Raw genomic sequence first — 17,443 nt, forward strand, 5'->3', positions numbered from 1 at the left:
CCCGGCAGTGATCGCGATCGCCCCCCCGCCGCAGGCCCGGCCCGTGCGGCGGTGACGGCGCCTTGGGCCACCACCGAAAGCGACGCCACCGCCCAGGTGGTGCTGGCCTTCGATGACAATCGGCTGGCCACCCAGCTGTTCGGCCACTACGGCCGCAACCTCGCGCTCATCGAGCGCAAGCTGGGGGTGAAGGCGGATTCCCGCGGCAATCACGTCACCCTGGAAGGGGATCGGGAGAATTGCGAGCAGGCCCGCGCGGTGCTGGAGCACCTTTATGAGGCCTTGAAGAAGGGCCGCGACATCGCCCAGGGGGATGTGGACGGTGCCATCCGGGAAGTGACCTCCCAGGGCTCGCTGTTCGATTTCGATCCCGCCGCCCAGCGCCAGTCGTTCGATGAGATCCAGCTCCGGCGACGGCCCATCCGTGCCCGCACCGCCGCGCAGGATGCCTATATCCGCGCCCTCAAGCGGCATACCCTGGTGTTCGGCGTGGGGCCGGCCGGCACCGGCAAGACCTGGCTGGCGGTGGCCTATGCGGTGCACCTGCTGGAACGGCGGATGGTGGATCGCATTATCCTCTCCCGTCCGGCGGTGGAGGCCGGCGAGCGGCTCGGCTTCCTGCCCGGCGACATGAAGGACAAGGTGGATCCCTACCTCCGTCCCATCTACGATGCCCTGTACGACCTGATGGATCGAGCCTTCGTGGAGCGGGCGCTGCAGGCCGGCGAGATCGAGATCGCCCCGCTCGCCTTCATGCGTGGGCGCACCCTCTCCAATGCGGCTGTCATCCTGGACGAGGCGCAGAACGCCACCTCCATGCAGATGAAGATGTTCCTGACCCGCCTGGGCGAGAATTCCCACATGATCGTCACCGGTGATCCCAGCCAGACCGACCTGCCCGGCGCCCAGACCTCGGGCCTGGCGGAGGCCGTGCGCCTGCTGGGCGAGGTGGAGGGCGTGGGCGTGTGCACCTTCAAGGCCGAGGACGTGGTGCGTCACGAGCTGGTGGCCCGCATCGTCGCCGCCTATGAGCGGGTCGGCACCACCCGGCCGCTGCGGCCGGAGGAGACCTGATCATGGCAGAAGCCGCAATCGCCGGCGTGCCCCCCGACGGCATCGAGATCGACGTTCTGGCGGAATCCCCCCTGTGGACCGGCCTGCCGGAGGCGGAGGGGCTGGCGGTGCGCGCCGCCCTCGCTGCCCTTGGCGCGGTGCCGGAGGAGGTGCCGACCCCGGCGGAAATGAGCATCACCCTCACCGATGATGCCCACATCCAGGTGCTCAATCGCGAATGGCGCGACATGGACAAGCCCACCAACGTGCTGTCCTTTCCCGCGCCGGAGCTGCCGGAGGACGTGGACGGCGCGCCTCAGCCCATGGGCGACGTGATCGTTGCTTATGAAACGCTTGCCCGCGAGGCCGACCTGGACGGCAAGCGCATGGAACACCATCTGATCCATCTGGTTGTGCACGGCACGCTGCACCTCCTGGGTTATGATCACATCGAAGACGACGAAGCTGAAGAAATGGAGGGCTTGGAGCGCCAGATCCTCGCCGGGCTGGGGATCGACGATCCCTACCGCCTGCCGCAGGACGGTGGCTGAAGCTGAAGAAAGACCATGTCGAACACCGACCAACCGACCGAGACCAGCTCCGCGGAGCCGCAAAGTTTTCTCGATCGATTGCGTGCCCTCCTCGGCACGTTCCGGCCCCACGGCTCGCTGCGCACCGACCTGACGGAGGTGCTGGACGCCGCGTCGAGCGCGCCTGAGGAGGAGAGCGAATTCACCCCCTCCGAACGCAAGATGTTGCGCAACATCCTGCACTTAAAGGAGGTAGGCATCGGCGACATCATGGTCCCCCGGGCCGAGATCGTCGCGGTGCGCAAGGACATCTCGCTGGGCGAGCTGCTCAAGGTGTTCGTCTCCGTCGCCCACTCGCGGCTGGTGGTTTATGACGACACGCTGGATGATCCGGTGGGCATGGTGCACATCCGCGATCTGGTGGCTCACCTGGCCAGCGGCATCACCAATTCGCCGCCCGGCAAGAAGCTGGAGCTGTCGGCGGTGGACCTCGACGGCAGCCTGGAAGATGCCGCCCTGATCCGCCGCATCCTTTATGTTCCGCCCTCCATGCCGGCCGTCGACCTCTTGGTCTCCATGCAGGCGGCGCGCACCCATCTCGCCCTGGTGATCGACGAATACGGCGGCACCGACGGCCTCGTCTCCATCGAGGACGCGGTGGAGGAGATCGTCGGCGAGATCGAGGACGAGCACGACGACGCGCCCGAGAACCTGCTCGAGGCCCAGCCCGACGGCAGTTATCTCGTCGACGCCCGCGCCCCGCTCGAATCGATCGTGGAGATCCTCGGACCCAGCTTCGCTTCCGAGGAGGCGATGGAAGAGGTGGACAGCCTCGGCGGCCTCGTCGTGCTCATCGCCGCGCGGGTGCCGCAGCCCGGCGAGATCATTACTTTGCCGGGTCAATATCAGGTGGAGGTGCTCGACGGCGACCCCCGCCGGGTCAAGAAGCTGCGGATCATCCCCCCGGCCCGGCCGGGCAGGGCGGCCGAGAGCATCGCCTCCGGGGAGGTCTGACGACGCGGCGGCACCGGACGGGGCACCGGACGCGTTCTTTTTTTCCTCACACCTGCCCCCTAAAGCTGGCCGCCTGAAGCTGCGCCTGGAGCATCCGGCGACCACCGGATGCTGCGCCGCAGTGCGGGAGCCGCCATGACCACCAGCCACACCGCCCCTCCCCCGCCCCCCTCTGGCGCCCCGACCGTTCCCGCCGGCGGGCGCGGCGTCCGCTGGGCGGCGGCCATCGGCGGCCTGCGTGGCGGACGGCGGGCGCTCCTGGCGCTGGTAGCCGGCGCGCTCGGCGCGCTCGCCATGCCGCCCTTCGGCCTGTGGCCGGTGCTGGCGGTGTCGTTCTCGCTGCTGGTGCTGCTGCTGGACGGCACCACCGGACCCCTGCGGGCGCGGCTGAAGGCGGCGGCCGCGGTGGGCTGGTGCTTCGGCTTCGGCTATTTCCTCGCCTCCCTATGGTGGATCGGCGCGGCGTTTCTGGTGGAGGCCGACGTCTTCGGCTGGCTCTTGCCCCTGGCGGTCATCGCCATGCCGGCGGGCCTCGCCCTGTTCACGGCGCTCGGCACCACCCTCGCCCGGCTGTTGTGGTCCAACGGGCCGTGGCGGCTGTTCGCTTTCAGCTTCGGCCTCTCCCTCGCCGAATGGCTGCGCGGCCATGTGCTGACGGGCTTTCCCTGGAACACCTACGGCTATGCCTTCGCCCAGGACCTGCGGCTGATGCAGGCCGCCGCCCTGATGGGCGTGTGGGGTCTCACCTTCTTCGCTCTGCTGCTGCTGTCGACCCCGGCGCTGGCGCTGAGCGGACGGCGCCGGGCGGCCTGGCCCATGGGCTTCGCGGCGGCGCTGATCGCGCTCGCCGCCGGCGCCGGCGCCGTGCGGCTCGCCACGACCCCGGTGGGTGACGTGCCGGGTGTGGCCTTGCGGATCATGCAGCCGAACCTCGCCCAGGACCAGAAGTTCAACTATGGCCGCCGGCGGGAAATTCTCGACGATTACCTGGCCCTGAGCGCCGGTCGGTCGCTGCGATACCCGGAAGGCTTGCGCGACGTCACCGCCCTCATCTGGCCGGAAAGCGCGCTGCCCTTCATCTACGAGCGCGAACCCTGGGCCGCCGAGGCCGTCGCGAATACTTTGCCGGATAACGTGACGCTCCTGACGGGCGCGGTGCGGCATGGCGCGCCGCCGCCGGACCAATACTCGCCCTTCTTCAATTCCATCCGCGTGATCGACCACAACGGGGCCGTGCTGCGCAGCACGGATAAAGTGCATTTGGTCCCATTTGGCGAGTATTTGCCGTTCCAGAATACCTTGGAGCGTCTCGGCCTTGAGCAACTCACACGTGTACGGGGCGGGTTCTCCGCGGCACCCGCACTCCGCGCCCTTGAGGCCCCAGGACTACCTTTGATTGCACCCCTGGTATGTTACGAAATTATCTTTCCCGGCAATGTGATTCCCCCCGGCGAGCGGCCGAGGCTGCTGCTGAACGTCACGAATGACGCCTGGTTTGGACAAACCCCAGGGCCTTATCAGCACTTCACTCAGGCCCGTCTACGTGCCGTTGAGGAAGGGCTTCCGCTGGTGCGCGCCGCCAATACGGGCATCTCCGCCATCGTCGACCCACTGGGGCGTATTGTCGCATATGGTCCGCTGGGCGAGCGCGCAGTCGTCGATGGTCCGTTACCTCAATCTCTGAAAACGGTTCCGCCGGCTGCACGGCTAGGCAGCAAGGTCGAATTCTCACTCCTTTTTGGCGCCCTTCTCCTTGCGCTTGTACCTCTTTATGGATGCATTGCACGCAAAAGTTGATCGACGCCTAGTGATTGTATGCCTATGTTCGCGGTCAATCAGGGCAGCCTTCGCATTGCGAAGTAACAATACTCTTTTCCGACATAGCCGGAGAGACCATGGCCAAGAAGGCGCCGAACCCTATTGATAAGCATGTTGGAGCACGCGTGCGGATGCGCCGCATGATGGTCAGCATGAGCCAAGAGAAACTGGGCGAGCACCTCGGCATCACGTTTCAGCAGATCCAGAAGTACGAAAAGGGGACCAACCGCATCGGGGCGAGCCGATTGCAGCAGATCTCCGTTGTGCTGGGCGTGCCCGTGGCGTTCTTTTTCGAAGGGGCCCCTTCCGTGGGGCCCGAGACTGACGGTTTCGCGGAAGCGCAATCGCCGGCCTACGTCTCCGACTTCCTTGCGACTTCGGATGGCTTGACCCTGACGCGCAATTTCATGCGCATTTCCGACGCCCGCGTGCGCCGGCGTATCGTGGACCTCGTCATCGCTATCGCCGGCGAGGCGGAGACCTGACCTTCGATTTGACGAACGTTTTCGCTTCGGCGATCTTGACCGCTCCCCGCCGCGTTGCGAGAAGAACCCTCCGCAACGCGGCGCGGGCGCAAGAAAGGCCGAAACATGGCGCGTCAATCCTACCTGTTCACCAGCGAATCCGTTTCCGAGGGTCACCCCGACAAGGTCTGCGATCGCATCTCCGACGAAGTGGTGGATCTGTTCTTCCGGACCGCTGAAACCGAGGGCTGGGATCCAAGCCAGGTGCGGGTCGCCTGCGAGACCCTCGCGACGACGAATCAGGTGGTGATTGCCGGTGAGACCCGTGGCCCGTCCACCATCACCCATGATCTGATCGCCCACACCGCGCGTCTGGCCATCAAGGACATCGGCTACGAGCAGGACGGCTTCCACTGGGAGCACGCCGACGTCGACGTTCTGCTGCATTCCCAGTCCGCCGACATCGCGCAGGGCGTGGATATCGCCGGCAACAAGGATGAAGGTGCCGGCGACCAGGGCATCATGTTCGGCTATGCGGTCCGCGAGACCCCCGAATTGATGCCGGCGCCGATCTTCTACGCCCACAAGATTCTCAAGACCCTGGCCGAGGCCCGCCACAGCGGCACCACCACCGCTCTCGGCCCCGACGCCAAGAGCCAGGTCACCGTCCGGTATGAGGACGGCAAGCCGGTGGGCGTCACCCAGATCGTGCTGTCGACCCAGCACCTGGATGAGCGGCTCTCGTCCCAGGATGTGCAGGCCATCGTCGAGCCCCATATCCGCGACACCCTGCCCGCCGGCTGGATCAGCAAGGACACCATCTGGCACGTCAATCCCACCGGCAAGTTCGTGATCGGTGGTCCCGATGGCGACTGCGGCCTCACCGGTCGCAAGATCATCGTCGACACCTACGGCGGCGCCGCGCCCCACGGCGGTGGTGCCTTCTCCGGCAAGGACCCCACCAAGGTGGACCGCTCGGCGGCCTATGCCGCCCGCTATCTGGCCAAGAACGTGGTCGCCGCCGGCCTCGCCGATCGCGCCACCATCCAGCTCGCCTACGCCATCGGCGTGTCCGACCCGCTGGCGGTCTATGTGGATCTGCACGGCACCGGCCAGGTGGAAGAGGCGAAGCTGGAGAAGGTGCTGCGCGAGGTCATGAACCTGCGCCCCCGCGGCATCCGCGAGCATCTCGGCCTCACCAAGCCGATCTATGCCCGCACCTCTGCCTATGGCCATTTCGGCCGCGCCCCCGAGGCCGATGGCGGCTTCTCCTGGGAGCGCACCGACCTGGTGGACGAGCTCAAGTCGGCGCTGGCCTGAGCCGCCCCACCCGTTGTCGTCACCATGGCCGGGCTTGCCCGGCCGTGGGCATTTTTGACAACTCCCGTTTTTGACAACTCCCGTTTCTGAGACCTGCCCGTTTCCGATGCTGCCTGTCTGCGAGGGCCGCCCTCTGGTACCCTCCTGGGAAGGGCTCCTCTGCAACGCCCGGCAGGGGCATTGTGCGACCGCTACGGTAGCGTTCACTCGGGTAGCGCTCACTCGCGCGGTGCTTTCGGGCGTGGACATGACCGCCGGCGGTGCGCTGGCGCAAGACGAGAACCCTGAACTTGGCAAATCCCGCGAACCGGGCCTCGCCCACCGATGCCCTGAGCCCCGGCGCCTTCTATGGCCGCCGGGTCGGCAAGGCGCTGCGCACCACCCAGCTGGACGCCATGAGCCGGCTGCTGCCGCGCTACCGTTTCGAGCTTGCTGCGGCGCACGATCCGCTGGCCCTGTTCCCGCGGCGGCCGCAGGCGCTCTGGCTGGAAATCGGCTTCGGCGGCGGCGAGCACCTGATCGACCACGCCCGGCGCCGGCCGGATGTCGGATTTCTCGGCGTGGAGCCCTTCGTCAACGGCATGGCCCGGATGCTGGTGGATCTGGAGCCGGCGAACCTCGACAACATCCGCCTGTTCGACGCCGATGCGGCGCTGCTGCTGGACCAGCTGCCCCGCGCCAGCCTGGCCGGCGTCGACCTGTTCTATCCCGATCCCTGGCCCAAGAAGCGGCATTGGAAGCGCCGCTTCGTGCGGCCCGACAATCTGGATCGCCTGGCCCGGGTCATCCGCCCCGGCGGCGTGCTGCGGGTCGCCTCCGACGTGCCGGACTATGTGGGCTGGACCCTCGCCACCGTCCGTGCCCATGGCCTGTTCCGCTGGACCGCGCGGGTCGCCAGCGACTGGACCATGCCTTATCCCGAGTGGCCGGGCACCCGCTATGAAGCCAAGGCCCTGCAGGAAGGGCGTATTCCAACCTATCTCACCTTCGCGCGGCCCTGAGGGGCTCAGGCCCCCTCGCCGGCCGCCGCCAGGGCATCGAGCCCGTTGTGGTAGGTGGGATAGGCCAGCGCCACCCCCAGCTCCGTCTTCAGGCGACGGTTCGACACCCGCTTGCTGGCTCCCCAGAAGCTCAGGGCCATGGGGCTCATGGTGGCGGCCGCCACGGCGAACGGCACCGGCTCCGGTGCCGGCAGCGCCAGCAGCTGCGCCGCGTAGGCGATCGGGTCGCCCGGCGCGGTCGGCAGGTCGTCGGCCACGTTCAGCACGCCGTCGAACCGCCGGGCGATCACCGCCATCACCGCACGGCTGATGTCCTCCACATGGATGCGATTGAACACCTGGCCGGGCTTGTCGATCACCCGGGCGGTGCCGGCGCGCAGCTGCGCCAACGCATTCCGGCCCGGGCCGTAGATGCCGGCAAGCCGCAATGCCGCCACCGGCACCTGGTGCCGGGCTCCGAAATCGAACCACGCCGCCTCTGCATCAAGCCGCCGCTGCAGCCGCGCGCTGCCGGGCCGGGGCGGGGTCGTCTCATCCACCCACGCGCCCTGATGGTCGCCGTAGACCCCAAGGGTGGTGAGATAGACCACCTGCCGCAGCCGCCCCTCGGCGGCTGAGCGGGTGAGCGCCGGCAGCGCCAGCCGCAGCAGCGGATCCCCCGCCGCATCGGGGGGGGCTGAAAGCAGCAGCACATCGCGGACCGCGAGCCGCTGTGCCAATGCCGGGTCCAGGCGGGTGCCGTCGAACACCGCGCCCTCCACCCCCGCCGGCAGCCCGCTCAAGCTCTGTTCCTGCCGCGCCGTGCCGACCACCGGTGCGAAGGCCTGCGGTCGGCTGGCCAGCAGATGCCGAGCGCAATAGCCGAAGCCCACGGCGGCAAGGGACAGGGTCATGGGCGCGCTCCCGGCTGATCTGGTGAATGGATGTCGCTCAACTTTCTTCAAGCGCAGGGGACACCGCTTCGCGTGAAGAAAACGTCATCATGCGAAGGCTCAGGCTGTTTCGCCAGGTCCATGAACGGCAGAAACCGGCGCGCTCGCACGGCCGGCGAGCTGCGCCGTGACCTGCTGACGAACCGCTCGCTCGGCGGCGCGGGTCACGCTCTTGCGGTCGTGTCCCGCATCGAGCTGCATCGGTGGCAGAAAGGTGACGTCCACATCGAAGGCGCCCTGGCGCAGAACATCCAGAAGATGAGGCGCCAGGTCCATGTCGCCATACCAGGCCGCGAGCGGACGATGGGTGCGGCCCATGGGCAGGCCCTGCACGCGGGTGTAGGCCACCGCCAGGGGCTGCACCGTCACCGCCTCATGGCTGGCGAAGGCCTGGCTGGCGAAGGCCTCGCCCACCGCGCCCACCAGCGCGGTGCGGAACGGCAGCACCCGATTGCCGTCGCTGGAGGTGCCCTCTGCGAACAGCACCACCGGATCGCCCCCCTGCAGCCGGGCGGCGATCTCCCGGTTGACGGCCCCGGTGGCGTGGCGGCGCTGGCGGTCGACGAACACCGTGCGCTGGAACTTGGCCAGCAGGCCGATCAGCGGCCAGCCCGCCACCTCGCTCTTGGCCACGAAGCACAGGGGCATCAATGCGCCCACCACCGGAATATCGAGCCACGAACTGTGATTGGAGAGCAGCAGCAGCGGCCGGGCAGCGGCCGGCGCGCCATGCACATGCACCCGCACGCCCAGGGCCCACAGCAGGATGCGGTGATACAGGCGGGGGATCTGGCGCCGCAGCGGCAGGTTCAGGGCCAACGCCAGCCATTGCAGCGGCAGCCCCACCAGGGTGGCGGCACCGATGACCAGCAGCACCGCGCCCATGCGCAGCCCGTTGAGGATGCGGGTGCCCCGCGGGCACTCCCGCCCCAGCGGGGGAATGCCAGCGTCGGCATCAGCCGGATCGGACTTCATGGCGGTGGCGCCTATTTCGGCCCCTCGTCGTCGATGGGCACCGCATAGAGCTCGAGCCGGTGGCCGCACAGCTTGAAGCCGAGGCGGCGGGCGATCTCGTCCTGCAGCTTCTCGATCTCTTCGGAGCGGAACTCGATGACCCGGCCAGAACGCATGTCGATCAGGTGGTCGTGGTGCTCGTCGGGCATCTGCTCGTAGCGGGCGCGACCATCGCCGAAGTCATGACGTTCGATGATGCCGGCATCCTCCAGCATCTTGACCGTACGGTAGACCGTGGAGATGGAGATGTTGTCGTCGATGGCGGCGGCCCGGCGGTGCAGTTCCTCCACGTCGGGGTGGTCGTCGGCGCTCGACAGCACGCGCGCGATCACCCGGCGCTGCTCGGTCATCCGCATGCCCTTTGCGAGGCACGCCTCTTCGATGACACTCACTTTTCCGCTCACGCGGCACCTCCGCAAAACCGGCGCGACATGTTCGCCTTATCGCCTTGACGACGCCCTGCTGCAAGGGCTTCTCGAACAGCGGGCGGCGCCACCGCCCGCCATCGCTCAGAAATCGCGGCGCAGCAACAGGGCATCGACGCCCGCATAATAGCCCCGGCGGCGGCCGATCTCGCCATAGCCGAACGCACCATAAAGCTGCAACGCGGCCGTATTGCCCGCCTCGACCTCCAGAAAGGAGGTGGTCACGCCCTCCGCCGCCAGCCGCCCCAGATGATGCTGGAGAAGCCCGCGGCCGATGCCGCGGCGCCGGGCAGCCTGGGCCACGGCGATGGACAGGATCTCCGCTTCCGGCGCCACCACGTGGGACAGCACGAACCCCACCAGCTTGCCGCCGGCCACCGCCACATGGGCGCGGGCGGCGCGTTCCGACAACAGCCGCTCGAACTCCTCCATCTCCCAGCCGCGGGCGAAGGCCGTGGCATGGAGCGCGGCCAATGCCGCCGCATCCGCCGGCCCGCCGTCGCGATAGCGCAGCGGCGCGGGCGGGAAGAAATGGTCGATGAGGGCCATCATCGGCGGGCGATACGGGCCTTGTCCTGAGGCTTGGCATCCGGCGGCCGCAGATAGAGCGGCTTGGCCTCCGCCACCTCGGGATCGGCCGCCGCGCCCAGCCGGGCCACCCAGGCCACGTCGGGTGCCGGCACCACATCCACCGACACCGGCGGCTGCTCGCCAGCCGGCCAGAGCTCGGCCACCAGCTGCGCGCCGGAGCCCACCAGACGGGCCGGGCCGATGGCCACCGCCCGCGCCGCCTCCCGCACCGAGGTCACCCGCGGGGCAATCAGGGTGCGGCCGCCGACGCCGAACATCTGCAGGAAGACGTGGCCGTGGCGGGCATCGACAGCGCTCACCACGGGAATGGCGTCATCCAGCGCCAGGAACGGTGCCGCCAGGGCCGCCAGGGTGGTGACGCCCACCACCGGACGGTTGGCGGCCAGCGCGAAGCCCCGCGCTGCTGACAGGCCGACCCGAAGGCCGGTGAAGCTGCCGGGGCCCACGGTGACGGCGATGCGGCTGAGGTGCTCGAAATCGAGCCCCGCATGGCCCATCACCTGTTCCACCAGCGGAATGAGGCTCTCCGCGTGGCCGCGTTCCATCAGCAGCGAATCACCGGCGATGACACCGTCGTTTTCGGCGTCGAGCACGGCGGCGGAACACGCCGAAAGCGCGGTGTCTATGGCCAGAATGAACATGAACGCGGAGCCCCTCTCCGTCCCACGATTGCCTGAAATGCGCGCAAACGGAAGGGGAAGAGCGCCATCCCTCGGTTCAAACGGTTAATGGCGGATCCCGTTCAGGCCGCCTGAACCTCGCGGATCTCCGGAACGAAGTGCTTCAGCAGGTTTTCCACGCCGTTCTTGAGGGTGGCGGTGGAGGACGGGCAGCCCGAGCAGGAGCCCTTCATGTTGAGGTAGACCACCCCGTCCTTGAAGCCGCGGAAGGTGATGTCGCCGCCGTCATTGGCCACCGCCGGGCGCACCCGGGTGTCGAGCAGCTCCTTGATGGTGGCGACGATCTCCTCGTCGGCCCGATCGAAGAATTCCTCGCCCTCGGCCTCTTCCAGCGCCATGCCCTCGGTGACGATGGGCGCGCCGGACATGAAGTGTTCCATGATGGCACCGAGAATGGCGGGCTTCAGCTGCCGCCAATCGCCCTGGCCCTTGGTGACGGTCACGAAATCCGGACCCAGCATCACCCCGTCGACGCCCCGCACCTCGAACAGGCGCTGCGCCAGCGGCGAAACGCCGGCGTCGTCGGCGGTGCGCACATCGAGCACGCCCTCGCCGAGAACATCGCGGCCGGGCAGGAACTTCAGCGTCGCCGGATTGGGCGTGGCTTCAGTCTGAATGAACATGGCCAAATCCTCAAAAAATCGGAGGGGCACGGGCCGGCGACCGCCGGGCACCTCAGCGCCCTGTCATGACCTTCAAGATAAGTCGCCCCACGGCCGAGCGGAAGGGTCGGCTTCCGGAATGTCCCGAATTGACACGGCGGCCTGCCGCTGAAGCACGCCCCACGAACAGAGCGCGTCCGAATCGCGGACCGGCGGGCGATGCCAGTTCGTTCCCAAAAAGAACCGCCCGCGGCGTCGGGGCCGCGGGCGGTTGTCGGTCGATGGCCAATGCCACCAAGGTCGGCCCGGGCAGCCCGGGCCTTGCCTCAGGTGTTCATGGAATCGAAGAAGTCCTGGTTGGTCTTGGTCTGCCGCAGCTTGTCCTGCAGGAACTCGATGGCGTCCACGGTGCCCATGGGATTGAGGATGCGCCGAAGCACATACATCTTCTTGAGGGTGTCGGCGGGAACCAGCAACTCCTCCTTGCGGGTGCCGGAGCGGGTGATGTCGATGGCCGGGAACACGCGCTTGTCGGCCACCTTGCGGTCGAGGATGACCTCGGAATTGCCGGTGCCCTTGAACTCCTCGAAGATCACCTCATCCATGCGCGAGCCGGTGTCGATGAGCGCCGTAGCGATGATGGTGAGCGAGCCGCCTTCCTCGATATTGCGGGCGGCGCCGAAGAAGCGCTTGGGGCGCTGCAGCGCGTTGGCGTCCACGCCACCGGTGAGCACCTTGCCGGAGGACGGCACCACCGTATTGTAGGCACGGCCGAGGCGGGTGATGGAATCCAAAAGGATCACCACGTCGCGACCATGCTCCACCAGGCGCTTGGCCTTCTCGATGACCATTTCGGCCACCTGCACGTGGCGGGCGGCGGGCTCATCGAAGGTGGAGGAGATCACCTCGCCCTTCACCGAGCGCTGCATGTCGGTGACTTCCTCCGGCCGCTCGTCGATGAGCAGCACGATGAGGTAGCATTCCGGGTGATTGGCGGTGATGGACTTGGCGATATTCTGCAAAAGCACCGTCTTACCGGTGCGCGGCGGCGCCACGATGAGGCCGCGCTGGCCCTTGCCGATGGGCGCCACGATGTCGATGACGCGGGCGGAGAAGTCCTTCTTGCCAGCGTTTTCCTCATGCTCGAGCTTGAGGCGTTCATCGGGATAAAGCGGCGTCAGATTGTCGAAATTGATCTTGTGCCGGGTCTTGTCCGGGTCTTCAAAATTGATGGTGTTGACCTTGAGCAGGGCGAAATAGCGCTCACCTTCCTTGGGTGAGCGGATCTGCCCTTCCACCGTATCGCCGGTGCGCAGGCCGAAGCGGCGGATCTGCGAGGGGGAGACATAAATGTCATCCGGACCGGGCAGATAATTGGCCTCCGGCGAGCGCAGGAAGCCAAATCCATCCTGCAATACCTCGACCACGCCTTCACCGATGATCTCGGTTTCGGTGGCCGCCAGCTGCTTGAGGATGGCGAACAGCAGTTCCTGCTTGCGCAGCGTGCTCGCATTCTCCACCTCGTTCTCTTCGGCGAAGGCGAGCAGCTCGACAGGCGTTTTGGATTTAAGGTCTTGAAGTTTCACTTCCCGCATATGGGAAAGCCTCGATTAAGTCTTGGGGCGTACCTGCTCGGTGGGGGACACGGAGCGGGCATCTGAGGAGGGACGGGGATCGCAGGTCTTCAGGGGCAGCCGGAGCGACGGCTTGAACCTGACGCGCGGGCCGATCCACAGCGGAACCGGACAGCCAAAAGCGCGTTCGCCTGCGTTGAGGAAAGCAGCGCGAACATATTCACGCTTGCGCCCCAGCGCAAGTGCTTCCTTCTGCTTCCTTCGTCGCGGTCTGGCTTCAGAACGGCTTCACCACCACGCAGATGACGATGCCGATCATCAGCAGGGTCGGAACCTCGTTCATGACGCGGTAGAATTTTGCCGAATGGATGTTGGCATCCGCCGCGAACTGACGCACCCAGCGCGCCTCCAGCCCATGCACGGCGGACAGCAGCACCACCAGCAGCAGCTTCACATGCAGCCAGCCCTGGGTGATCCAGCCGCCCTCCACCACCAGATAGAGGCCGGCCAGCCAGGCGACGATCATCGCCGGGGTGCCGATGGCCTTCAGAAGACGCCGCTCCATCACCTTGAAGGTTTCCGACTGGGCTGAGCCCGCCGGCGCATCGCAGTGATAGACCAAAAGCCGCGGCAAGTAGAGCAGCGCCGCCATCCAGGCGATCACCGCAATCACGTGCAAGGCCTTGATCCAGAAATAAAGCATCATGTCCTCCAGGCGGCCCTCAGCGGGCGGCGCGCACCCGCGCCACCATGGTTTCCACATGGGAAATGGGTGTTTCCGGCTTGATGCCGTGACCGAGGTTGAAGATGTGCCGGGTGCCCGCAAAATCCGTGCGGATCCGGTCAATCTCCTCCTCCAGGGCCGCGCCACCGGCAATCAGTCGCAACGGATCGAGATTGCCCTGCAGCGCCAGTTTTTCACCAAGACGCGCCCGCGCCGCCGGCCGGTCCGCGGTCCAGTCGAGGCCGACCGCCTGAATACCGGTGGCCGCCAGACGCTCCAGCGCCTCCAGGCTCGCGCCCTTGGGAAAGGCGATGACCCGCGCCTGCGGGTGCGCCGCCTTCAGGCCACTGACGATGCGGCGCAGTGGCTCGGCACACCAGCGCTCGAACGACAGCGGATCCAGCACGCCGGACCAGGTGTCGAAGATCTGCACGGCATCGGCGCCGGCCTCGATCTGCGCCGAAAGGTGGGCGATGGAGGCCTCCACCAGATGATCAATGAGGCGCTGGAACAGGGCGGGATCCCGCAAGGCGAGAAGACGCGCCGGGGCCTGATCATCAGTGCCCTGCCCCGCCACCATGTAGGTGGCCACGGTCCAGGGGGCGCCGCAAAAGCCGATCAGCGCCACCTCGGGCGGCAAGGCGGCCCGCACCCGGGCGATGGCGTCATAGACCGGGCCCACCCGAGCCGGATCGAGGGTGCTCGGCAGGCGGGCAAGGCGCGCGCCATCGTCCACCTTCTCCAGCCGCGGCCCCTCGCCCACCGCGAAGCTCAGGCCTACGCCCAGGGCATGGGGCACCACCAGGATATCGGAAAAGATGATGGCGGCATCGAAGGCGAATCGTCGGATCGGCTGCAGCGTCACCTCGGCGGCCAGCTCCGGCGTGTAGCACAAGGTGAGGAAATCCCCCGCCTTGGCCCGCACCTCGCGATATTCCGGCAGATAGCGGCCGGCCTGGCGCATCATCCAGAGAGGCGGCGGATTAAGGGGGGTTCCGTCCAGGACGGCGAGGAAGGGTGATCGTGTCACCGGAGAGCGGCTCATCCCGTGCCTTCAATCTAAGAGATATATTTTAAAGAGAGAGTCTTTGGAGTCTTTACGGTTGATTAACCAGTCGCAGGGCCATCGACAACCGATCCACATGTGATCCCGATTCAAGTGGGCCATTTATGCCCGTGCCCCAGGGGCGCCGAGGCCCGGTTAACAAAGGATTAACGTGCCGCCCTGGCGTGCTATTCACAATGACGCACAGGGGGGCATGGAATCTGTCCCCCCCGAGTCAAAATGTGGACAGACTTCCCCCCTTTCCCCAGGGCCGGCTTGCGCCCCGCCAGGGGGCATGCCTTCCTCAACAGCCTTCCACAGCAGCGGTGGACAACGTGCCCGATCCCAGATCGCCCAATCCCAGTTACTTCCACCTGCACCTCGTATCCGACGCCACCGGCGAAACCCTGATCAACGTCGGCCGGGCCGCCTGCGCGCAATATGCGAACGTGCAACCCATCGAGCATGTCTATCCGCTGGTGCGCTCCATGAAGCAGCTCGAGCGGGTGCTGAGCGAGATTGAGAACAACCCCGGCATCGTGCTGTACACCCTGGTGGATCGCGAGCTGCGGGAGCGCCTCAAGGCGCGCTGCCAGGATGTGGGCGTGCCTTACATGTCGGTGCTGGCACCGGTGGTGCGGCTGTTCCAATCCTATCTCGGGGGTGAGCCGACCCCGCGGGTGGGCGGCCAGCATTCCCTCGACGCCGGCTATTTCAAGCGGATCGACGCGTTGAACTATACCGTCATGCATGACGACGGGCAGATGACGCACGATCTGGAAACCGCCGATGTGGTGCTGCTGGGGGTGTCGCGCAGCTCCAAGACCCCCACCTCCATCTATCTCGCCAATCGGGGCATCAAGACCGCCAACATTCCGTTGGTGGCCAACATGCCGCTGCCGCCGGGGCTGGAGAGCCTCAAGAAGCCGCTGGTGGTGGGCTTGGTGGCGACCCCGGAGCGGATCGTGGAGATCCGCCAGAACCGGCTTCTGGGCCTCAATGCCGCCGATGCGGCGTCTTCCTATACAGACCGGCAGGCCGTTTCCGAGGAAATAGCCTTTTCACGCCGGCTATGTGCCCGTAATGGTTGGCCCCTTATCGATGTGACCCGCCGGTCCATCGAGGAGACCGCCGCCACCATCATGGCGCTCTATAACGAGCGCCGTCGTCGCGCCATCGCCGAGACCTGAACATATGGACACCAAATCCCTCTGGCGCAGCGAGCAGCCGCTGGTTCTGGCCTCCAAGAGCGCGACCCGGCTCAGCCTGCTGGTGCATGCGGGCCTGCCGGTGGAAACCATCGCCACAGATGTGGATGAACGCAGCCTGCAGATCGCCGCCGGCGACGTCTCGCCGGAAAGCGTCGCCCTGATGCTGGCGCGGGCCAAGGCCATGGCGGGCGCGGCGGCGATGCCCGGGCGGATCGTGCTGGGGGCGGACCAGACCCTGGCCCTCGGCAGCGAGATCTACCACAAGCCCCACAGCGTGGAGGCGGCGCGCAGCCAGCTGCAGAGCCTGTCGGGGGCGACCCACGCCCTGCATTCGGCGGCGGCAGTGGTGATGGATGGCGCGGTGGTGTTCGAGGTGGTCACCTCCGCCTATCTCAGCATGCGGCCGCTGACGGAAGATATGCTCGACACCTACCTGGGCGCCGCCGGCCAGCGGGTTCTCACCTCGGTGGGGGCCTATCAGCTGGAATCCGTGGGCGTGCATCTGTTCACCCGTGTGCAGGGTGATCATTTCACCATTCTCGGCCTGCCGCTGCTGCAGCTGCTGCCGTTCTTCCGCGAGCAGGGGCTGCTGCCGTGACCCGTCGGGCCTGCATTACCGGCCATCCGGTCAGCTATTCCCGATCGCCGCTGCTGCATGGCTATTGGCTGGAGCGCTATGGCATCGCCGGTGCCTATGAGCGGGAGGACGTGCCGCCGGAAGGGGCGGCCGCGTGGTATCGCGGGCTCGGCGCACGGCGGTATGTGGGCTGCAATGTGACGGCGCCCAACAAGGAAATCGCCTTCTCCATGCTCGACGAGGCGGATGCTTCGGCGGTGGCGCTGGGGGCGGCCAACACGCTGTGGCTGGAAGATGGGCGCCTGTGCGGCGCCAATACCGATGGCTACGGCTTTCTCGCCAATCTCGACGCGACCGTTCCGGGCTGGGATGGCTCGCGCAATACGGCCGTTGTGCTGGGCGCGGGCGGCGCCTCGCGGGCGGTGGTTCACGCTCTGGTGGGGCGTGGGTTTGAGCGCGTGATCCTGGCCAACCGCACCCTGGCGCGGGCGGAAGCGGTGGCGGCGCCCTATGGCGCAACTGTCAAGCCGATGGAATTGCGGCATGTGGGCGACGTGCTTGGCGCAGCGGACGTGCTGGTCAATTGCACCTCGTTGGGCATGAAGGGCAAGGCGCCCCTGGAGCTCGACCTTGCCCCGCTGCGGGCAGAAGCAGTGGTGACGGACATCGTCTATGTGCCGCTGCGCACGCCGTTCCTGAAGGCGGCGGAAGCTCGCGGGCTGCGCACGGTGGATGGCCTGGGCATGCTTCTGCACCAGGGGGTGCCGGGCTTCGAGCGCTGGTTTGGCGTGCGCCCGGACGTGACGCCGGAGCTGCGCGCGCTGCTGGTGGAGGATTTGAGGGCCAAGGGCCAGCTGGAGGCGTAAGC

At 67.0% G+C, this 17,443-nt stretch carries 19 protein-coding genes; 10 read left to right on the plus strand and 9 right to left on the minus strand.

What is annotated here, in order from left to right; all coding sequences use genetic code 11:
• Positions 1-51 precede the first annotated feature (51 nt).
• From ACU4E7_RS07000 to trmB, 7 genes are all read left to right on the plus strand, one after another.
• Positions 52-1,074, plus strand: coding sequence for a PhoH family protein (locus ACU4E7_RS07000; protein WP_238122471.1), 1,023 nt, complete (start codon positions 52-54; stop codon positions 1,072-1,074).
• A gap of 2 nt (positions 1,075-1,076) precedes the next feature.
• On the plus strand, positions 1,077-1,604 hold the full coding sequence (gene ybeY, locus ACU4E7_RS07005; RefSeq protein ID WP_447021089.1) for an rRNA maturation RNase YbeY: 528 nt from the start codon (positions 1,077-1,079) through the stop codon (positions 1,602-1,604).
• 15 nt (positions 1,605-1,619) lie between these two features.
• Positions 1,620-2,597 (plus strand): hemolysin family protein, encoded by a 978-nt coding sequence (locus tag ACU4E7_RS07010; protein ID WP_447021090.1) that lies wholly within the window; start codon positions 1,620-1,622, stop codon positions 2,595-2,597.
• A 135-nt stretch (positions 2,598-2,732) separates the two neighbouring features.
• On the plus strand, positions 2,733-4,394 hold the full coding sequence (lnt, locus tag ACU4E7_RS07015) for an apolipoprotein N-acyltransferase (protein WP_447021091.1): 1,662 nt from the start codon (positions 2,733-2,735) through the stop codon (positions 4,392-4,394).
• Positions 4,395-4,492: 98 nt separating this feature from the next.
• Positions 4,493-4,900 carry a helix-turn-helix domain-containing protein gene (locus tag ACU4E7_RS07020; protein ID WP_238122418.1) on the plus strand — a complete coding sequence of 136 codons (408 nt, stop codon included), beginning with the start codon at positions 4,493-4,495 and terminating at the stop codon, positions 4,898-4,900.
• Between the two features lie 105 nt (positions 4,901-5,005).
• Entirely contained in the window at positions 5,006-6,199 is a 1,194-nt protein-coding gene (gene metK / locus ACU4E7_RS07025; RefSeq protein WP_238122417.1) for a methionine adenosyltransferase, read from the plus strand.
• A gap of 290 nt (positions 6,200-6,489) precedes the next feature.
• Complete coding sequence (trmB, locus tag ACU4E7_RS07030) at positions 6,490-7,200, plus strand: tRNA (guanine(46)-N(7))-methyltransferase TrmB (protein ID WP_447021092.1); 711 nt, start codon at positions 6,490-6,492, stop codon at positions 7,198-7,200.
• A 5-nt stretch (positions 7,201-7,205) separates the two neighbouring features.
• Here trmB and ACU4E7_RS07035 read toward each other — a convergent pair whose 3' ends face one another.
• The 9 genes from ACU4E7_RS07035 to hemE form a co-directional block, all read right to left on the minus strand.
• Positions 7,206-8,093, minus strand: a complete 888-nt coding sequence (locus ACU4E7_RS07035; protein WP_447021093.1) for an NAD-dependent epimerase/dehydratase family protein — start codon at positions 8,091-8,093, stop codon at positions 7,206-7,208.
• Positions 8,094-8,192: 99 nt separating this feature from the next.
• Positions 8,193-9,107, minus strand: a complete 915-nt coding sequence (locus ACU4E7_RS07040; RefSeq protein WP_447021094.1) for a lysophospholipid acyltransferase family protein — start codon at positions 9,105-9,107, stop codon at positions 8,193-8,195.
• Positions 9,108-9,118: 11 nt separating this feature from the next.
• On the minus strand, positions 9,119-9,502 hold the full coding sequence (locus tag ACU4E7_RS07045) for a Fur family transcriptional regulator (protein ID WP_238122470.1): 384 nt from the start codon (positions 9,500-9,502) through the stop codon (positions 9,119-9,121).
• Between the two features lie 153 nt (positions 9,503-9,655).
• A complete protein-coding gene (rimI, locus tag ACU4E7_RS07050) occupies positions 9,656-10,123 on the minus strand; it encodes a ribosomal protein S18-alanine N-acetyltransferase (RefSeq protein ID WP_238122413.1) in 468 nt (155 codons plus the stop codon).
• On the minus strand, positions 10,120-10,803 hold the full coding sequence (tsaB, locus tag ACU4E7_RS07055) for a tRNA (adenosine(37)-N6)-threonylcarbamoyltransferase complex dimerization subunit type 1 TsaB (protein WP_238122412.1): 684 nt from the start codon (positions 10,801-10,803) through the stop codon (positions 10,120-10,122). Before tsaB ends, rimI begins: the two co-directional genes overlap by 4 nt.
• A 101-nt stretch (positions 10,804-10,904) precedes the next feature.
• Positions 10,905-11,465, minus strand: a complete 561-nt coding sequence (locus ACU4E7_RS07060) for a NifU family protein (protein WP_447021095.1) — start codon at positions 11,463-11,465, stop codon at positions 10,905-10,907.
• Positions 11,466-11,770: 305 nt separating this feature from the next.
• Entirely contained in the window at positions 11,771-13,039 is a 1,269-nt protein-coding gene (gene rho / locus ACU4E7_RS07065) for a transcription termination factor Rho (protein WP_238122410.1), read from the minus strand.
• 256 nt (positions 13,040-13,295) lie between these two features.
• Positions 13,296-13,721, minus strand: coding sequence for a protoporphyrinogen oxidase HemJ (gene hemJ, locus ACU4E7_RS07070; protein ID WP_447021598.1), 426 nt, complete (start codon positions 13,719-13,721; stop codon positions 13,296-13,298).
• A 19-nt stretch (positions 13,722-13,740) separates the two neighbouring features.
• Entirely contained in the window at positions 13,741-14,787 is a 1,047-nt protein-coding gene (gene hemE / locus ACU4E7_RS07075) for a uroporphyrinogen decarboxylase (RefSeq protein WP_447021096.1), read from the minus strand.
• A gap of 335 nt (positions 14,788-15,122) precedes the next feature.
• On the opposite strand from hemE, the gene ACU4E7_RS07080 reads away from it, so the two are divergent.
• From ACU4E7_RS07080 to ACU4E7_RS07090, 3 genes are read left to right on the plus strand one after another with little or no spacing between them, the layout of a single operon-like run.
• Positions 15,123-15,977 carry a pyruvate, water dikinase regulatory protein gene (locus ACU4E7_RS07080; protein WP_447021097.1) on the plus strand — a complete coding sequence of 285 codons (855 nt, stop codon included), beginning with the start codon at positions 15,123-15,125 and terminating at the stop codon, positions 15,975-15,977.
• 4 nt (positions 15,978-15,981) lie between these two features.
• Positions 15,982-16,596, plus strand: a complete 615-nt coding sequence (locus ACU4E7_RS07085; protein WP_447021098.1) for a Maf family protein — start codon at positions 15,982-15,984, stop codon at positions 16,594-16,596.
• Positions 16,593-17,441 carry a shikimate dehydrogenase gene (locus tag ACU4E7_RS07090; protein WP_447021099.1) on the plus strand — a complete coding sequence of 283 codons (849 nt, stop codon included), beginning with the start codon at positions 16,593-16,595 and terminating at the stop codon, positions 17,439-17,441. The genes ACU4E7_RS07085 and ACU4E7_RS07090 overlap by 4 nt, the downstream gene beginning before the upstream one ends.
• The last annotated feature ends 2 nt before the right edge of the window (positions 17,442-17,443 follow it).

This window comes from Xanthobacter sp. ZOL 2024 (genome assembly GCF_052932325.1).

Coding starts and splice junctions, on each gene's coding strand:
- ACU4E7_RS07085 (WP_447021098.1), top strand. CDS start 15,982: ATGGACACCAAATCCCTCTGGCGCAGCGAGCAGCCGCTGGTTCTGGCC.
- ACU4E7_RS07020 (WP_238122418.1), top strand. CDS start 4,493: ATGGCCAAGAAGGCGCCGAACCCTATTGATAAGCATGTTGGAGCACGC.
- hemE (WP_447021096.1), bottom strand. CDS start 14,787: ATGAGCCGCTCTCCGGTGACACGATCACCCTTCCTCGCCGTCCTGGAC.
- rho (WP_238122410.1), bottom strand. CDS start 13,039: ATGCGGGAAGTGAAACTTCAAGACCTTAAATCCAAAACGCCTGTCGAG.
- ACU4E7_RS07040 (WP_447021094.1), bottom strand. CDS start 9,107: ATGAAGTCCGATCCGGCTGATGCCGACGCTGGCATTCCCCCGCTGGGG.
- rimI (WP_238122413.1), bottom strand. CDS start 10,123: ATGATGGCCCTCATCGACCATTTCTTCCCGCCCGCGCCGCTGCGCTAT.
- ybeY (WP_447021089.1), top strand. CDS start 1,077: ATGGCAGAAGCCGCAATCGCCGGCGTGCCCCCCGACGGCATCGAGATC.
- ACU4E7_RS07035 (WP_447021093.1), bottom strand. CDS start 8,093: ATGACCCTGTCCCTTGCCGCCGTGGGCTTCGGCTATTGCGCTCGGCAT.
- metK (WP_238122417.1), top strand. CDS start 5,006: ATGGCGCGTCAATCCTACCTGTTCACCAGCGAATCCGTTTCCGAGGGT.
- lnt (WP_447021091.1), top strand. CDS start 2,733: ATGACCACCAGCCACACCGCCCCTCCCCCGCCCCCCTCTGGCGCCCCG.
- ACU4E7_RS07010 (WP_447021090.1), top strand. CDS start 1,620: ATGTCGAACACCGACCAACCGACCGAGACCAGCTCCGCGGAGCCGCAA.
- ACU4E7_RS07045 (WP_238122470.1), bottom strand. CDS start 9,502: ATGCGGATGACCGAGCAGCGCCGGGTGATCGCGCGCGTGCTGTCGAGC.
- hemJ (WP_447021598.1), bottom strand. CDS start 13,721: ATGCTTTATTTCTGGATCAAGGCCTTGCACGTGATTGCGGTGATCGCC.
- tsaB (WP_238122412.1), bottom strand. CDS start 10,803: ATGTTCATTCTGGCCATAGACACCGCGCTTTCGGCGTGTTCCGCCGCC.
- ACU4E7_RS07060 (WP_447021095.1), bottom strand. CDS start 11,465: ATGTTCATTCAGACTGAAGCCACGCCCAATCCGGCGACGCTGAAGTTC.